8 protein-coding genes are annotated in these 16,653 nt (G+C 69.0%); 6 read left to right on the top strand and 2 right to left on the bottom strand.

Going from position 1 to position 16,653, the window contains the following annotated elements:
• Positions 1–9: 9 nt before the first annotated feature.
• Together MYSTI_RS34530 and MYSTI_RS34525 are read left to right on the top strand one after the other, a co-directional pair.
• Positions 10–2,082 (top strand): hybrid sensor histidine kinase/response regulator, encoded by a 2,073-nt coding sequence (locus tag MYSTI_RS34530; RefSeq protein WP_015352482.1) that lies wholly within the window; start codon positions 10–12, stop codon positions 2,080–2,082.
• Between the two features lie 93 nt (positions 2,083–2,175).
• Positions 2,176–2,514, top strand: coding sequence for a hypothetical protein (locus MYSTI_RS34525; protein WP_015352481.1), 339 nt, complete (start codon positions 2,176–2,178; stop codon positions 2,512–2,514).
• Between the two features lie 419 nt (positions 2,515–2,933).
• On the opposite strand, the gene MYSTI_RS34520 is transcribed toward MYSTI_RS34525, so the two are convergent.
• Positions 2,934–3,722 carry an MBL fold metallo-hydrolase gene (locus MYSTI_RS34520; RefSeq protein WP_015352480.1) on the bottom strand — a complete coding sequence of 263 codons (789 nt, stop codon included), beginning with the start codon at positions 3,720–3,722 and terminating at the stop codon, positions 2,934–2,936.
• A 142-nt stretch (positions 3,723–3,864) separates the two neighbouring features.
• Between MYSTI_RS34520 and MYSTI_RS34515 the strand changes: the two genes are divergently transcribed.
• Positions 3,865–4,863, top strand: coding sequence for a GlxA family transcriptional regulator (locus tag MYSTI_RS34515; protein WP_015352479.1), 999 nt, complete (start codon positions 3,865–3,867; stop codon positions 4,861–4,863).
• Positions 4,864–4,870: 7 nt separating this feature from the next.
• On the opposite strand, the gene MYSTI_RS34510 is transcribed toward MYSTI_RS34515, so the two are convergent.
• Entirely contained in the window at positions 4,871–5,884 is a 1,014-nt protein-coding gene (locus MYSTI_RS34510) for a zinc-dependent alcohol dehydrogenase family protein (RefSeq protein WP_233278051.1), read from the bottom strand.
• A 130-nt stretch (positions 5,885–6,014) separates the two neighbouring features.
• On the opposite strand from MYSTI_RS34510, the gene MYSTI_RS34505 reads away from it, so the two are divergent.
• The 3 genes from MYSTI_RS34505 to MYSTI_RS34495 all read left to right on the top strand — a co-directional run bounded on the left by MYSTI_RS34505 (position 6,015) and on the right by MYSTI_RS34495 (position 16,547).
• Positions 6,015–6,956 carry a LysR family transcriptional regulator gene (locus MYSTI_RS34505; RefSeq protein ID WP_015352477.1) on the top strand — a complete coding sequence of 314 codons (942 nt, stop codon included), beginning with the start codon at positions 6,015–6,017 and terminating at the stop codon, positions 6,954–6,956.
• A 187-nt stretch (positions 6,957–7,143) separates the two neighbouring features.
• Positions 7,144–12,000: a right-handed parallel beta-helix repeat-containing protein gene (locus MYSTI_RS34500; RefSeq protein ID WP_015352476.1), complete on the top strand. Its 4,857-nt coding sequence runs from the start codon at positions 7,144–7,146 to the stop codon at positions 11,998–12,000.
• Between the two features lie 200 nt (positions 12,001–12,200).
• A complete protein-coding gene (locus MYSTI_RS34495; RefSeq protein WP_015352475.1) occupies positions 12,201–16,547 on the top strand; it encodes a right-handed parallel beta-helix repeat-containing protein in 4,347 nt (1,448 codons plus the stop codon).
• The last annotated feature ends 106 nt before the right edge of the window (positions 16,548–16,653 follow it).

Genomic DNA, 16,653 nt, shown 5'->3' with positions numbered 1-16,653 from the left:
TGGCGGGACGTGGCCCGACTCAATCCCATCGAAGCACTGTCGGAGCTGCTCCAGGGGGAGCAGGAGCGCGTGGCGCGCCTGTGGGCCAAGCGCCTGCGCGCGGAAATCTACGAAGTGGACATCCCCGGCAAGGACCTGCGCGCGCCGCTGCGGCGACTGGTCTCGGAGATGGCGCGGCTGCTCAAGGACCGGGGCGAGGACGCGGTGCGCCTGTGGCCGGAGGTCGCCCGCTCGCACGGCGCGGACCGGTACACGCAGAACTTCGAGCCCGAGGACCTCACACGCGAGTTCAAGTCCCTGGAAGAGGTGCTGCTGCACGTCTACGCGCGCCACCACGGCGGGCTGATTGAGCCCGAGGTCGCGGGCCTCATCGCGGAGCTGGTGTGGGAGGGGGACGCGGCGGCGCAGGCGTCGTACGCGCGCATCCTGAAGACGGAGGAGGTGCGCTTCCGCGAGGCCGCGGTGATGGAGTCGGTGCTCAACCACGTGGACGTGGGCATCCTGCTGGCGGAGGTGGATGGCACGGTGTCCTTCGCCACGCCGCCGGTGAGCCGGTTGATGGGTGTGCCCATGCGCGCGGTGGTGGGCGGGCGCGCGGTGAACACGCTGGCGCCGGTGCTGACGCAGGTGAACGCCCGGCACCTGGCGGGTGAGCCCTTCCGCGTGGCGGACATGCCCTTCGTGCGCGCGCTGAAGGAGCAGGGGCCGGTGCGCGGGGTGATGATGGTGGTGGAGCGCCCCGGCGGGGGCGAGGTGACGCTGGAGATGAGCGCCACCCCCGTCTGGGAGGAGGAGGGGGAACTCGCGGGCGCCATCCAGACCTTCACGGACCGCACCGAGTCCGCCAACAAGACGAAGGCCCTGGAGAGCGCGTACGGCGAGCTGCGGCGGCTTCAAGGCCGGCTGCTCCAGCGCACCCGGCAGCAGGCCCTGGGGCAGTTGGCCGGGGGCGCGGCGCATGCGCTCAACAACTTCCTCAACGTGCTGCGGCTGCGCATCACGCTGCTCCAGCGGGAGTACAAGCCCGAGCACCTGGAGGCGCTCGACCGGACGGTGCAGCAGATTGGCGAGCTGGTGGCGCGGCTCCAGGAGTTCAACGTCCAGCGCACCGAGGAGCGGCCCACGGACGTGAATGTGGACCAGACGGTGCGCGAGTCGCTGGAGCTGGCGAGAGGCGAGCTGGAGCAGCGCGAGCACCCGGTCTACGTGGAGCTGGACTTGAACAACCCCGGCGCGGTGCGCGCGGACGCGGCCTTCTTCCGCGAGCTGGTGGTGAACCTGATGCTCGCGTCGCGCGACCGGATGGAGGAGGGCGGGCACCTGCGGGTGACGACGCGCGTCGCGGGGCCGGGCTGGCTCACGCTGCGCATCCAGGACGAGGGGCCCCGCTTCGCTCCCGAGGAGCTGTCGCACCTGTTCGACCCGCTGCGCAGGGACCCGGGGGCGCCGCAGCTGTCCCTGTACCTGGCGGTGGCGCGGGCGCAGGTGCAGCGCTGGGGCGGGGAGTTGATGGCGGAGAACTCGCCGACGGGGGCGGGCGCGGCCTTCGTGGTGAAGCTGCCTCGGGTGCAGGAGAAGGTGGCGCAGGAGGCCGTGAAGTCCCCCGCGACGGGGGAGACACCGGCCGCGGCGGTGCCTCGGCGCTTCCAGCAGACCCGGCGCGTGCTGGTGGTGGACGACGACTTGGACAACGCCCGGATGATGGCCGAGGTGCTGGGCGAGGAAGGCTACGAGGTGCAGGTGGCCCATGACCCCACCGTGGCGCTGGGGATGTGGGACCGCAGGCGCTTCGACGCGGCCTTGCTGGACGCGGTGATGCCCGAGATGAGCGGGTGGGAGCTGGCGCGCGAGCTGCGTGAGAAGTCGCCCCAGGTGCTGCTCGCCATCGTCACGGGCATGGACGTGCGCGGGCAGAATCGCGCGAACCTCGCGCTGGTGGACGCGGTGTTCCGCAAGCCCATCGACGTGGGGGCGCTGGATGACTTCCTGGCGCAGGCGGAAGGGGGCTCGGGCGGGGAGAATGGCCGAGGCTCCGAGGAGTCACCCCTTCACAGCGAGGCCGAGCACGACCATCCGGGGTGATGAGTGCCCCCGTGAACTGTTACTATTGTAATCGCGAAACTCCTGTTATCCGGTGTTTGAGGTGCCAACGCTGGTTCGAGCAGGAGGGGTGCGATGAAGGTTCTCAAGGGCTTGTGGGTGGTGGGATTCCTCGTGGGTTGTGGTGGCGCGGAGCCGGAGCAGGTCTCCGCTGAGGAACTCATCTCGGGGGAGGAGCAGGCCACGGTGTCTGCCTCGTCCGGACCCGACGTCTGTTTCGGACACTGGGCGTACTTCTATTACTCGAACGCCACGATGACATCGCAGGTCGGAGGCGACTCCTGCGTCTGCAATGTCTATTCATCGTGGGGCACGACGACGATGTACCGCAAGCAAGCGTTGGTGCCTCCGTGCACGGACCCCGTGGAGCCGGACCCCCTGCGCGACTCCGACGGCGCCAGCTCGCGCGAGTAGGGCGGGTCTTCAGCAATGGAGGGGCGACGGGGGCCGCCGTCGCCTCGAGACCCGAGCCGTTGGCCCCTGGGGGGCGGGGCGGTCTTGCCGGAGCCGAAGGGTGACGCTCCGTGGGTCAGGACGTGCTCCACCGCGATGCTCAGCGTGGCCTTCGGCTCGTCCGGGCGGGGAGGGTGTGGGTTCGCCCGAGACGCCAGAGGCCTTCGCCACGTCCACGAAACAGCGGACTGCTCAGGACCTGGAGGGATGGTGCCTGCCGGGTTTCGTTCCAGCCATCCAACCCCGGGGCATGTGGGTGTCGTTCGAGTGGCCCGGTCCGGGGTCGAGACGGACTTGCCGCACCCAGGCGGGACGGGAGCCGTGACGCCCCTCCCGGTGGTCTGCTGCTCCCAGCGACGGCTTCCGAGGCGCGGCCTGTCCTACGCGGCGAAGTGGTACTGCTCGCCGTCATCCGGGACGAGCAGCCTGTCCGCCAGCCCCGCGTGTCGAGCCGCCGCGCGAAGGCCCTCGCGCGTGGTGGGGCAGTGGTCCAGGGCCTCCAGGTGATTCGCGATGACGCGCCCCGGGGCCACACGGGTCAGCTCCAGGGCGTCCTCTCCATTCATCAGGATGTCGCCCCCCGTGTCGAAGCGGGCCCCTCCCGCGGGCACAATCACCAGGTCGGGCTGGTGCTGGGTGACGCAGGCGCGAACCGCGTCCGTCAGCAGCGTGTCCCCGGCGATGTAGAGGCTGGGCTCCCCGGGGAGCTCGATGAAGTAGCCCACGCCATGCTCCATCAGCCGGCCCACCCAACCCAGGCCATGAACGCAGGGGATGGCGGTGATGTGGCCATGGAAGAAGGGCGCACGATTCAGCGCGCCCAGCGGCCGGGCCTCCAGCCCTCGTGCACGCAGGTAGGGCTCGTCATGGGGCGTGCAGAACACGGGGATGCGGCGCTCGCGCAGGAAGTGCTTCCCCGCCCGGTCCAGGTGGTCGAAGTGGCCGCGCTGGCAGTGGGTGATGAGCGCGTGGGTCACCGAGCCCAACACCGAGTCCGCTTGCGAGGGCAGGTCCACGAGCGGATTGCGGCGCCGCGTCCGGGTAAGCCACTTCAACGTGGGGAGCGCGGCGCGCGGCGCGAGCATGGGGTCGATGAGCAGGTTCACGGCCTGTCCGGCGCTCTCGAATCCGAGCACCACGGTGGCGTTGCGCAGTTGGGTGATGTGCATGAAGGGCCTCGAGGTCTCGAGTGGACTTGCGAGGTGGTTGTGCGCCAGCGGGCCGCTCGTCACAATGGCAGGAAGTGACAGCCTCTTTGCGCTTCGTGCCACCCATGCCCGTCCGTCGACTCGCGCCTGGAGACGCGGGCCCGTGACCTCCTCGCGTTCGCGTCCACGTCCCCGGCGGCTGGGGTTGTTGCTCTACCCGGGCTGCATGCCGGCCGGACTGCTGGCCACCGCCGACATGGTGCGCGCCGTGAACCGCCGGGCGGGGCGCGGAGTCTGTGAAGTGGTGTGGCTGGGGCTGACGCCGCAGCCCATCGTCACCGAGGACGGGCTGACGCTGCGGCCTCAGCAGACCTTGGCGGAGAGCCGGTGTGACGTCTGCCTGGTGCCCGGGTTCTGGACCGAGACCGAGGCCGACCTCGAGGTCATGCTCGAGCGTCAGGCGAAGCTCATCGCCGCGCTCCGCGAGGGCGGGGTGGGGCAGGCGGTCTGGGGATACTGCGCGGGCGTCGCGCTCACGGCGGCGGCGGGCCTGCTGGATGGGAAGGCGGCCACGGGGACATGGTGGTTCCAGCGGTTCTTGCAGCAGCGCTTTCGACGTGTGCGCTGGCGCTTCACCGAGCCGCTGGTCTCCGACCGCGGGGCCGTCACCGCAGCGGGTGCGCAGGGGCACTGGCTCCTGGTGACCCAGCAACTGGCGCAGTGGGTCAGCGCGGAGGTGATGCGAGACGTCGAGCACGTGCTGATGCTGCCTCGGCCTCCGACAGCGCATCCTGCGTTCCGTCCGGTGGAGCTGATGGCGCAGCCGTCCGCCGAGCTGAAGAAGCTCCTCGTCCATGCCCAGTCCATCCCCGCGTCGGAGCTGAGTCTGGGCACGGTCGCCGAGCACTGCGCCGTTTCACCGCGCACCCTGCGCAGGAGAATCGAGGCACATGCCGGGCTCCCCGCGGGGGCCTGGTTGCGTCTGGTCAAGCTGCGGCAGGTGAGCGAGGCGCTGACCACCTCGCTGGAGCCCCTGAAGGTGATTGGCGAGCAGTTGGGCTACCTCAACGAGAGCAGCCTGCACCGGGCGTTCAAGCAGGTGACGGGCATGACGCCCGTCCACTACCGGCAGGCCTTCGGCAACGTGAAGAAGGGCCGCTGACGCCCGCTCACGCGCCGACGCGCACCACCACCTTGCCGAAGGGGCCTCGGTCCAGGTGCTCGAGCGCCTGGGGGAACGCGTCCAGCGCATAGGTCGCATCCACCACCGGCTCCAGTCGGAGCGTGTCCACCGCGCGGACCAGCTCCTCCAGTCCCCGCCGATGCCCGACCATCACCCCCTGGATGATGCCGTGCGTCTGGAAGAGCGGCACCGCCGGGAAGCGCACCTCGAAGCCCTCCAGGACGCCGATGAGCGCGATGCGCCCTCCGCTCGCGAGCGCGCGCACCGAGTGCCCCAGGTTGTCGCCCCCCACCACCTCGAGGATGACGTCCGCGCCGCGTCCTCCGGTCAGCTCCAGCACCGCCTGCTCCCAGTCCGGCGTCTGGCGACGGTGGATGCCATGCGCCGCGCCCAGGGCCTTGGCTCGGGCCAGCTTCTCCTCGTCGCCCGAGGTGACGATGACGCGCGCCCCGAGCGCGGAGGCGAGCTGCACGGCGAACAGGGACACGCCCCCCGTGCCTTGTGTCACCACCGTCTGGCCCGGCCTGGGCGCGCCGTGCTCCATCAGCGCCGTCCACGCGGTGAGGCCCGCGCAGGGCAGCGTGCTGGCCTTCACGTCATCCAGCGTCCGAGGCGCCGCGACGAGCCACGACTCCGGGACGGCCACGTACTCCGACAGGACGCCGGGCAGCGCGCCCCCGAGGCTCGGGATGACGCCGTCCACGCGAACCGGCGGCCCATCCACCCACAGGGGACTGAAGGCGGCGAGCACCCGCTCTCCCTTGCGCACCCGGGTGACGCCTTCGCCCGTGGCCACCACCTCGCCGGCCATGTCGGACGTGGGCACCAGCGGCTCGCGTGAGGCGCGCGGCGCGGTGGAGTCGAGGATGAGCTTGTCCCGGTAGTTGAGCGACACCGCGCGGACGCGCACCAGCGCCTCGCCCGGCTTGGGCGTGGGAATCGCCACGCTCGTCAGCTTCAAGTTCGCGCGGCCCGGCTCGCGCAATTCCCACCGCTTCATCACGCCTTCCATGGGGTCTCCCTTTCCGTGTCTTCAAGAGGCGCGGGGGATATAGGGAGGCGGACGTGTCTTCAGTGGAGAGCTTTGGGGGCTTCACTGGGGACACGGTTTCACCAATCGAGGTCCCGTGATGACAGACCGGCTCAGTGGAGTGCTCGTGTTCGTCCAGGCCGCGGAGGCCGGGGGCTTCGCGCTCGCGGCGCAGCGGCTGGGGCTGACGCGCTCCGCCGTGGGCAAGAGCATCGCGCGGCTGGAGCAGCGGCTGGGCACTCGCCTGTTCCAGCGCACCACGCGCCAGCAGCGCCTCACCGAGGACGGGCAGGTCTTCTACGAGCGCTGCGTGCGCGCCCTGTCGGAGCTGGAGGCCGCGGAGGCCGCGCTCGACTCCGGACGCAGCGAGCCCACGGGGCGGCTGCGCGTCACCGCGTCCGTGTTGTTCGGCCGGCACCTCGTCGCGCCGCTGTTGTGGGAACTGGCCCGCGAGCACCCGGGCCTGGAACTGGAGCTCTCCTTCAGCGACCGGGTGGTGGACCTCATCGAGGACGGCTACGACCTGGCCATCCGCGTCGCGCCGCTCGCGGACCAGTCCGGGCTCGCGGCGCGCAAGCTCGGCGCGCAGATGATGGTGGTGTGCGCCTCACCGGACTACGTGGCCCGTCAGGGCCGGCCTCGGACGCTGGAGGACCTGACCCGTCACGAGGCCATCACCTACGGGCGTCAGGGCCAGAGCAAGCCGTGGCTGTTTCCAGACGGGAAGGGGGGCGATACCTCCGTCCGCGTCCGGGGACGTCTGCGATTGGATGACCTGGAGGCCATCGCCGACGCCGCGACGCAAGGCCTGGGCATCGCGTGGCTGCCGTGCTGGCTCATCGCGGAGCGACTGCACCGGGGCGAGCTGGTGGATGTGCTGGAGGGCGTGGGGCGTCACGGCAACGAAATCTTCGCCGTCTGGCCTCAGAACAAGCACCTGCCCAGCAAGGTGCGCAGGGCCATCGACCTGCTCGCGGCGCGCCTCCCGGAGCGGCTCGCCACCGCGATGCGGAAGCCACCGCGTTCCGGAAGGAAGCGCTGACAGCCCGGGTCACCCGTGACGTCCTCGCCGCCGTGCGCCGTGGGTCTACCCGACCGACGGCGCCCTCGCGGACGCCTCGTTTCTCGTGACGGTTTTTCAGCGCCCCGCACGCGACTTCTCGCCCTGTCTCTCGTTGCTCTCCGCAGGGGCGGAGCGGTGTCTTCGAGCCCATGAAACAGGATGACACGTGCCTAAATCAGGACTCCTCGGGATTCTCCTCGTCTTGTTGATGCCCACCGTCGCGCTGGCGACCGACGTCCCCCACAACCAATACATCGGCACCTACACCTCCTGGACCGCGGCGGGGAATCCCTGGAGGCTCCAGGGCGCTCTCTTCATCGGCGATGGCGGCACGCTGGCCCTGGGGCCCGGGGTCGTGGTGGAGACAGCGCAGACCACCAACGCCACTCTCTATGTCAGTGGCTCGCTGGTGGCCGAGGGGACCGCGGCCTCGCCTGTCTCCATCCAGCTTCAGTCCAACATGATCAGGGTCCAGGGGAATGGGACCGTGGTCGCCGACCACCTCACCGTCGTTGGAGGCCTGCCTGCCTTTTCCATCAACGATGGCAGCAGCGTCGACTTCGAGAATGGCGTCATCAAGGGCTGCCAGCAGGCGATGTGGGTCGGCCCGGGCGAGGTGGCCCTCCGCTCCAGCGTGATTCATGGGTGCACCCCGACGGGCACCACGCCCCTCATCAGCATCGTCGACCCGGGGTCGAAGACGACGCTCGTCCACAACACCATCTTCGACAATGGAGGGGTTGCCATCGAGGGGCTCATGCCCACGAGGAACACGGACCTCGCCATCACCCTCCGCGACAACATCATCATGGGCAGGGGGCTGCATGGCGTGCGGTTGTCGAATGTCCGCGCGCCCGTCGTTCATCACAACGCCGTGTGGGGCTTCAGTTTCTCCAACTACCAGGGGGTCAGCCCCGGGGAAGGGAGCGTCCATGCCAATCCCCTCCTCCAGGACTTCGCCAGGCTCTCCGAGAACTCTCCGGTGAGGAATGCCGCGTCGGATGGGACGGACATGGGGGCCTTCCCCTATGAGGGGCACCCCGTTCACCCCACCCTCCTCGAGGGCATCCTGCGCTCGGACAGGACGTTGACCGGGGCCAACGTCGTCACCGGAGACCTCCTGGTCCCCGCGGGTGTCTCCCTGACGCTCGCCCCCGGCTCCCACGTCACTGTCACGAACCTGAAGAAGGGGCCCGCAGGCGCCACCGTGCCGGTGAAGGTCATCATCGCGGGCCCTCTGAAAGCCGAAGGGACCACCGACGCGCCTGTCCGGTTCGAGCGTGGGTCTACCGAAGACACGACGGCCGAGCTCCACGGCGAGGCGAGCTTCAAGCACGCCGAGGTGAAGGGAGGGCTCGTCATCCGGGGCACGGCCACGTTCCAGGATTCCACCCTGGCGGGGATTCTCGACTCGTACAGGGTCCAGGGCACGGGCTCCGCCACGTTCAAGGACTCCTCGGTGATGCAATCCAGCTCCCTCGTGACCGAGGACAACAGCATCGCCACGGTGGAGAACCTCACCCTGTCGGGAGGGAGGCTGGAGGCCCGGGGGAACAGCACCCTCACGGCGAAGAAGGTCACCGCGAGCGGAGGTGTCTCTGTCTACGACTCCGCCACCGCGACGGTGACGGATTCCACTTTCCTGCAGGGGATGCCCTGTCTGAGGGTCGCGGGCGGCTCGCTCACCTTCGAGAGGGGCTCGCTCGAGAAATGCATCACCGCGGTCGAGGCCACGGGGGGCGTCGTGAAGGTCTCCTACAGCCTGGTGCGTGACAACACGAGGCAGGCCCCCTCGATGGCGGGTGGCTTCCACCTCGCCAATGCCTCCGCCTCCCTCGTCCACAACACCATCATCAACAACGCCTGGGCCGGTCTCTCCATCTCCACCCAGCCGCAGAACTCCGTGGAGATTCGAGACAACATCATCCACGCCAACGAGCACGCGGGCATCGAGGTCGTGTCGGCGTCCAACATCTCCATCCATCACAACGCGGTCTGGGGGCACTCCGACAACTACCGGGGGAGTCCCACGCTGGGGCCTGGGAGCCTCACCGAGGACCCGCTCCTCGTCAGCCCTCGCCACGTGACGGTGATGGAGAACTCTCCTTGCCGCAATGCCGCATCGGATGGGACGGACATGGGGGCCTTCCCCTATGTCCCGGTCCCCGCCGTGTCCATCGCGTTGGACAGGTACTCCGTCACGCTGCCCGGCAACAGCACGTCTCGAGTCATCGCCAGGGTCCTCGACGCGGCGGGGCTGGAGTTGCCGCGCGCTGTCGTCGCCTGGACGGTCCCCGCCGAGGTGGGGACCATCGATTCGAGCGGAATGCTCACCGCGGGGTGCGCGCTCGGTTCGTACCCTGGAGCGGTGGTCGCGACGGCGGGGGCGCTTTCCACCTCGGCGGATGTGACGGTGACGTCGGGCCCCATCCAGACGGTGACGCTCACCCCGTCGCACGTGACGTTGGGCATCGGCGAGACGCAGCAGTTCTCGGTGTCGGCCCCGGATGCCTGCGGCCGTGAAGTCCCGACGATGCTCTCGTGGTCGACGAGCAGCTCGTCGCTGGGCTCCATCACGGCCAGCGGCCTCTTCACCGCGAGCACCCAGGTCACGGGTGATGCCAAGGGCGTCCAGGTCCGAGCGGGCGCCTTGTCCGCCTATGCGAGCGTGAACGTCCAGCCGGGGCCGGTGCACACCGTCAAGCTGACCCCCGCGCAGCTCACGGTGGCCGCGAACTCCCAGACGCAGGTGTCCGCCGTGGCCCTGGACCGCGCGGGGAACCCCACGTCGGCCGACGTCTCCTTGAGGGTCGTCGGAGGGGGAGGGACCCTCGACGCCGCGAACCGCTTCAATGCGGGAACCGTCGCGGGCTCCTTCCCGAGAACCCTCGAGGCCTCGGCCGAAGGCGTCACGGCGACGGCGAATGTCACCGTGACCCCGGGTCCGCTCGTGCGCTTCGAGGTGGTTCCCACCCTCAACGAGGTGAAGACACGGGCGACCCGCCAGTTCACGGCCCATGGATTCGACACGTGGGGAAACACGTGGACCCTGACCCCGACGTGGACCGTGACCCACTCCGCGCTGGGGACCATCGACTCCAAGGGTTTGCTCAGGACCGGTACGGTGGCGGGACTCTACGCAGGGGGCGTGAAGGCGACGACGGAGGGTATCTCGCGCTCCGTGGACGTCACGGTGCTGCCGGGGCCGTTGTCGAGGATCACGCTCACGCCTTCGTCCATCACGCTGGAGCCCCTGGGCACCCAGCAGTTCGAGGCGAAGGGGTTCGACGCGGATGGCAACCCGCGGGTCATCTCTCCGGTGTGGTCGGTGGAGTTGCCGGGCGCGGGGAGCATCACGTCGGAGGGGCTCTACACCGCGCCGAAGGTCGCGGGGACGTACTCCGCCAGCGTGCGCGTCGCCGTGGAGCACCTCTCGCTCTACAACGCCGTCGTCGTGAAGCCCGGAGCCATCAGCCGGCTGGAGATCTCCCCGGAGGCGCCTTCTGTCGTCGTGAAGGGAACGGTGCCGTTCACGGTGAAGGCGTTCGACGCGCACAGCAATGAGGTCACCTCGTTCTCGGCGTCGTGGAGTGTCGTGAAGGGCGGAGGCAGCATCAGCGCGGCGGGTGTCTTCACCGCGGGCACGGTGGCGGGGACGTTCGCGGACAGCGTGCAGGTCAGCGTGGCGGGGGTGACGAAGACGGCCAGCGTCGTTGTCACGCCGGGGGCGGTGAGTCGGGTCGTCCTGTCTCCGCAGGGGCCGACGGTGGCGGCGGGGAGCTCGGTGGCGTTCATCGCGAAGGCGTTCGATGTGCACGGCAACGAGGTGCCCTCGGCGCCTGCGACGTGGAAGGTGGTGAATGGAGGAGGCTCCATCGATGGGGCGGGAGTCTTCACCGCGGGCATCGTGGTGGGAGCCTTCCCGGGGACGGTGCAAGTCACCGTGGGGGGAATCGTGGAGCAGGCCTCCCTTTCCGTGGTGGCCGCGGCGCCGAGCCGGGTCGTGCTGTCGCCGCAGAACCCGACGCTCCCGGCGGGGGGCTCGGTGACCTTCAGCGCGCGGGCGTTCGACGTGTACGGGAACGAGGCGCCTGCGTACCCGGCGACGTGGAAGGTGGTGAACGGGGGTGGCACTGTCGATGCCTCGGGTGTGTTCAGCGCGGGCACGTTGGGGGGCACGTTCTTGAACACCGTCCAGGTGACGGTGGGGAGCGCGACGGGGACGACCTCGGTGACAGTCACCTCGACGACGCCGAATCCCGAGCCCGGCGAGCCGAGCCGGGTCGTCCTCACGCCGCAGAGCCCCACGCTTCAGGCGGGAAGCTCGGTGACCTTCCGCGTGCAGGCGTTCGACGCGCAGGGCAACGAGACGACTCGGTACCCGGCCACGTGGAAGGTGGTGAACGGTGGAGGGTCCATCGACGCCTCGGGTGTCTTCACCGCCGGCTCGGTGGGCGGGACGTTCTCGAACACCGTCCAGGTCACGGTGGGGAGCGTGACGATGACGACCTCCGTGACCGTCACGACGACGACGCCGAATCCCGAGCCCGGCGAGCCGAGCCGGGTCGTCCTCACGCCGCAGAACCCCACGCTTCCCGCGGGAGGCTCGGTGACCTTCCGCGTGCAGGCGTTCGATGCGCAGGGCAACGAGACGACCCGGTATCCGGCCACGTGGAAGGTGGTGAACGGTGGAGGCTCCATCGATGCCTCCGGCGTCTTCACCGCCGGCTCGGTGGCGGGCACGTTCTCGAACACCATCCAGGTCACGGTGGGGAGCGTCACGGGGACGACGTCGGTGACGGTCACCTCGACGACGCCGAATCCCCAGCCCGAGTGCCAGCAGTCATCGGACTGTGGTGGAGGGGAGACGTGCAACGCCGGGGTCTGCGAGGCGCCTCCGACCTCGGGTGGGAAGAAAGAGGGCGGAGGTTGCAGCAGCTCGGGGAGTGGGACGTCGGTGTTCGGGTTGCTGGTGCTCGTGATGCTGGCGCTCGAGTCGCGGAAGCGGCGCGCCGCGCGGTGAAGTGAGCGGCGCCTCTCCTCCTTGGGCGGGGAGTCGTCTGTTTCTCAGGGACGGCGCCGGGGGCTCGGACACCTCGGCGCCGTCACCCGCCTCCCAGGGCCGTGGTTTCTCGGCTTCGCGCACGCGACTTCTCGCCGGGCGTCTCGTTCGTCTCCGCAGGGGCGAAGCGGTGTCTTCGCGCCCGTGAAACAGGAAGACTTGTGCTCAAATCAGGGTTCCTCGCGATTCTCCTCGTCGTGTTGCCCACCGTCGCGCTGGCGACCCACGTCCCAGGCGGTGTCCTCGCCAGTGACACGACCTGGACCGCGGCGGGGAATCCCTGGACGCTCCAGGGCACCCTCACCATCCCGCAGGGTGTCACGCTGACGCTGGAGCCCGGGGTCACGGTGACGACCGCGAGCGCCACCGCCCTCAAGCTCGAGGTCCTGGGCTCCCTGGTGGCCGTGGGGACCGCGGCCTCGCGCATCAACATCGAGCTCCAGACCCACAGCATCCTGGTCAAGGGGACGGTGGTCGCCGACCACCTCACCGTCGTTGGAGGCCTGCCGTCCTTCAATGTGGAAGGGAGCGGCTCCGCGACCTTCGACCACAGCACGCTGCAGTCCGGCGCCCCGTCCTTGAACATCAATGGTGGCAGCGTCGACTTCGAGAACGGTGTCTTCAGGTACTGCAAGCAGGTGATGAGGAACTCCGGTGGCAGGTCGACCATCCGCTCCAGCGTGATTCACGGGTGCACGCCGACGAGCTCCTTCTCCCTCATCAGCATCTACAACCAAGCGCCGAAGGTGACGCTCGTCCACAACACCTTCTTCGACAATCAAGGGGCCGCCATCACGGCGGCCATGCCTGGGGTGCCCACGGACGTCTCCGTCACCATCCACGACAACATCATCGTCGGCAGGGAGTCGCACGGAATGTGGCTGACGAATGTCCTCTCGCCCGTCGTGCATCACAACGTGGTGTGGGGCTTCCCGGACGGCAACTACATCGGCGTCAGTCCCGGGGAAGGGAGCATCACCGCCAATCCTCTCTTCCAGGAACCCGGCAGGCTCTCCGAGAACTCTCCCGCGAGGAACGCCGCCTCGGATGGGATGGACATCGGCGCCTTCCCCTATGAGGGACATCCAGCCCACGCCCTCCTCGAGGGCGTCCTGCGCTCGGACCGGACGCTGACGGGTGACAACATCGTCACCGGAGACCTGGTGGTTTCCGCGGGCATCACCCTGACGCTCTCGCCCGGTGCCAGCCTCACCGTCAAACACCTGAAGGATGGGCCCGGAGACACCGATGTCCGTGTGAAGGTCATCATCGCGGGCGCACTGAAAGCCGAAGGCACTGTCGCCGCGCCTGTCCTGCTCCAACGCGAGTACGGCCACGGCGAGGTGGCCGAAATCCGCGGCGAGGTGAGTGTCAAGCACGCCAAGGTGAGAGGCGAGCTCACCCTCCTGGGACCCGCGACATTCGAGGACGTCACCCTGGAGTCGCCCCGTCTCTCCATCCGGGGCACGAGCTCCGCCACGTTCAGGGACATCTCCGCGACGGGCACGGGCCACCTCTCGTTCGGAGACGACAGCATCACCACGGTCGAGAACCTCACTGCCTCGGGAACGAGTCTGTCCGCCGGAGGGAACAGCACCCTCACGCTCAAGGGCGCCTCCCTGACGAAAGGCGGTGTCTCCGTCGAGGGCGCCGCCACCGCGACCGTGACGGGCTCCACCCTCAAGGAGGGAGCCCCCTGCCTCAAGGTCCAGGGAGGCTCGCTCACCTTCGAGCGAGGCACACTCGAGAAGTGCTCCACCGCGGTCGAGGCGACGGGGGGCATCATGAATCTCTCCTACAGCCTGGTGCGACGCAGCCTTCAGGCTTTCCCTGCGATGGCGAGTGGCTTGCACCTGGCCGATGCCTCCGCGTCCATCGTCCACAACACCATCATCAACAACGCGTGGAGCGGCCTCTACGTCGCCCCCCAGCCGCAGAACACCGTGGAGATTCGCGACAACATCATCATGTCCAACGAGTCCACGGGCATCGAGGTCGTTCCCGCCTCCAACATCTCCATCCATCACAACGCGGTCTGGGGGCATTCCAGCAACTACAAGGGGAACCCCACGCTGGGCCCTGGCAGCCTCACGCAGGACCCGCTCTTCGTCAGCCCCTTCCACCTGACGCTTCTGGAGAACTCTCCCTGCCGCAACACCGCGTCGGATGGGACGGACATGGGGGCCTTCCCCTACGTCCCCATCCCCGGTGCATCCATCGTGTTGGGCAGGTACTCCATCTCGGCGGCTGGCAATTCGAAGTACTCCGTCAGCGCGATGGTCTACGACGTGGACGGCCTGCCGCTTCCGTATGCCGTTGTCACCTGGTCGGCCACTCCCGAGGTGGGGACCATCGACGCGGGCGGAGTCCTCACGACGGGGTGCACGTTCGGTTCGTATCCTGGCGCCATGGTCGCCACGTCGGGGAATGCCTCCGCCTCGGTGGATGTGACGGTGAGGCTGGGGTCCGTCCAGAGGGTGGAGGTCACTCCGTCGGAGCTGACGTTGCGCATCGAGGAGTCGCAGCAGCTCTCCGCGAAGGGCGTGGACCCCTGCGGCTATGAAGTCCCGACGACCTTCCGATGGTCCGCGCTCCACCCGGCGGCAGGGACTGTCTCCGCCAGTGGCCTCTACACCGCGGGCTCCTATTCCTATGACAACGCCCAGGGGATCCAGGTCGAAGCGGGGGGCAAGAAGGGCTACGCGAGGGTGAACATCCTGCCGGGGCCGTTTCATCACATCGACCTGAGTCCGCGGACCGTCACGTTGCCCGTGAACTCCCAGGTGGCCTTCTATGTCTGGCCTCGTGACCGCGCGGGGAACACCGTGCCGGGCACCGTCGATTTGAGGCTCGTCGGGGGAGGAGGCACCCTCGACGCCTCGGGCTCCTTCACCGCTGGAACGGTCGCGGCCTCCTTCCCGAAGACAGTCCAGGCTTCGTTCGGGGGGCTCACGGTGGCCGCGGATGTCATCGTGACGCCGGGGCCGCTCCATCGTGTCGAGATGGCGTCCTCCTCCAACGAGGTGAAGGCCGGGGGGCGCATCCAATTCACGGCGCAGGGATTCGATGCGTGGGGCAACAGGAGGAACGATGTTCCGACCTGGACTGTCACCCCCGCCTCCCTGGGGACCATCGACGCCGATGGCCTGCTCACGGTCGGTCCGGTGGCGGGGTTCTATCCGGGTGCGGTGAAGGTGACGATGGGAGACATCACGAGCGCCGCCGTGGACGTCACGGTGCTGCCGGGGCCGTTGTCGCGGCTCGTGCTCACGCCCCCGTTCACCACGCTGGAGCCCGAGGGCACGCAGCGGTTCGGGGTGATGGGGTTCGACGCGGATGGCAACCCGGTGGCCATTGCTCCCGCGTGGTCCGTGGAGACGCCGGGCGCGGGGAGCATCACGTCGGAGGGGCTCTACACCGCGCCGAAGGTCGCGGGGACGTACTCCAACAGCGTGCGCGTCGCGGTGGAGCACCTTTCGCTCAACGCCACGGTCTACGTGAAGACCGGCGCCATCAGCCGCCTGGAGATCTCCCCGGAGGCGCCCGCTGTCGTCGTGAAGGGCACGGTGCCGTTCACGGTGAAGGCGTTCGATGCGTACGACAACGAGGTCACCGAGTTCTCGGCGTCGTGGAGCGTCGTGAAGGGTGGGGGCAGCATCAGCGCGGCGGGTGTCTTCACCGCGGGCATCGTGGCGGGGACGTTCGCGGACAGCTTGCAGGTCAGCGTGGCGGGGGTGACGAAGACGACCGGTGTCACCGTCACGCCAGGGGCGGTGAGCCGGGTTGTCCTCTCTCCGCAGGGGCCGACGGTGGCGGCGGGGGGCACGGTGGCGTTCATCGCGAAGGCGTTCGATGTGTACGGCAACGAGGTGCCCTCGGCGCCTGCGACGTGGAAGGTGGTGAATGGAGGAGGCTCCATCGATGGGGCGGGAGTCTTCACGGCGGGAATCGGGGTGGGGGCCTTCCCGGGGACGGTGCAAGTCAGCGTGGGGGGAATCGTGGAGCAGGCCTCCCTCTCCGTGGTGGCCGCGGCGCCGAGCCGAGTCGTCCTGTCGCCGCAGAACCCGACGCTCCCGGCGGGGGGCACGGTGACCTTCAGCGCGCGTGCGTTCGACGTGTACGGGAACGAGACGCCCGCGTACCCGGCGACGTGGAAGGTGGTGAACGGGGGAGGCACCGTCGATGCTTCGGGTGTGTTCAGCGCGGGCACGCTGGGGGGCACGTTCCTGAACACCGTCCAGGTGGCGGTGGGGAACGCGACGGGGACGACCTCGGTGACAGTCACCTCGACGACACCGAATCCCCAGCCCGAGCCGGAGTGCCAGCGGTCGTCGGACTGTGGTGGGGGTGAGACGTGCAACGCCGGAGTCTGCGAGGCGCCTCCTGTGTCGAGTGGAAAGGAAGAGGGAGGCGGTTGCAGCAGCTCGGGGAATGGGACGTCGGTGTTCGGGGTGCTGGTGTTGGTGATGCTGGCGTTCGACTCGCGGAAGCGGCGCGCCGCGCGGTGAGGTGAGAGGCGCCTCTCCACTTCGGATGGGGAGGCGTCTGTCCCGCGGGAGGCCCTCCCTCGCCTTCCAGGGGCGCGCGGGAGGGTGCCTCTCCACCTCGAATGGA

The organism is Myxococcus stipitatus DSM 14675, from assembly GCF_000331735.1.
Taxonomy (GTDB): Bacteria; Myxococcota; Myxococcia; order Myxococcales; family Myxococcaceae; genus Myxococcus; species Myxococcus stipitatus.
The sequence above is the reverse complement of the archived record's forward strand: the minus strand, read 5'-3'. Positions and strand labels throughout refer to the sequence as shown.

Excerpts from the sequence above, each read along its gene's own strand:
- MYSTI_RS34525 (WP_015352481.1), top strand. The coding sequence starts at position 2,176 with ATGAAGGTTCTCAAGGGCTTGTGGGTGGTGGGATTCCTCGTGGGTTGT.
- MYSTI_RS34520 (WP_015352480.1), bottom strand. The coding sequence starts at position 3,722 with ATGCACATCACCCAACTGCGCAACGCCACCGTGGTGCTCGGATTCGAG.
- MYSTI_RS34510 (WP_233278051.1), bottom strand. The coding sequence starts at position 5,884 with ATGAAGCGGTGGGAATTGCGCGAGCCGGGCCGCGCGAACTTGAAGCTG.
- MYSTI_RS34505 (WP_015352477.1), top strand. The coding sequence starts at position 6,015 with ATGACAGACCGGCTCAGTGGAGTGCTCGTGTTCGTCCAGGCCGCGGAG.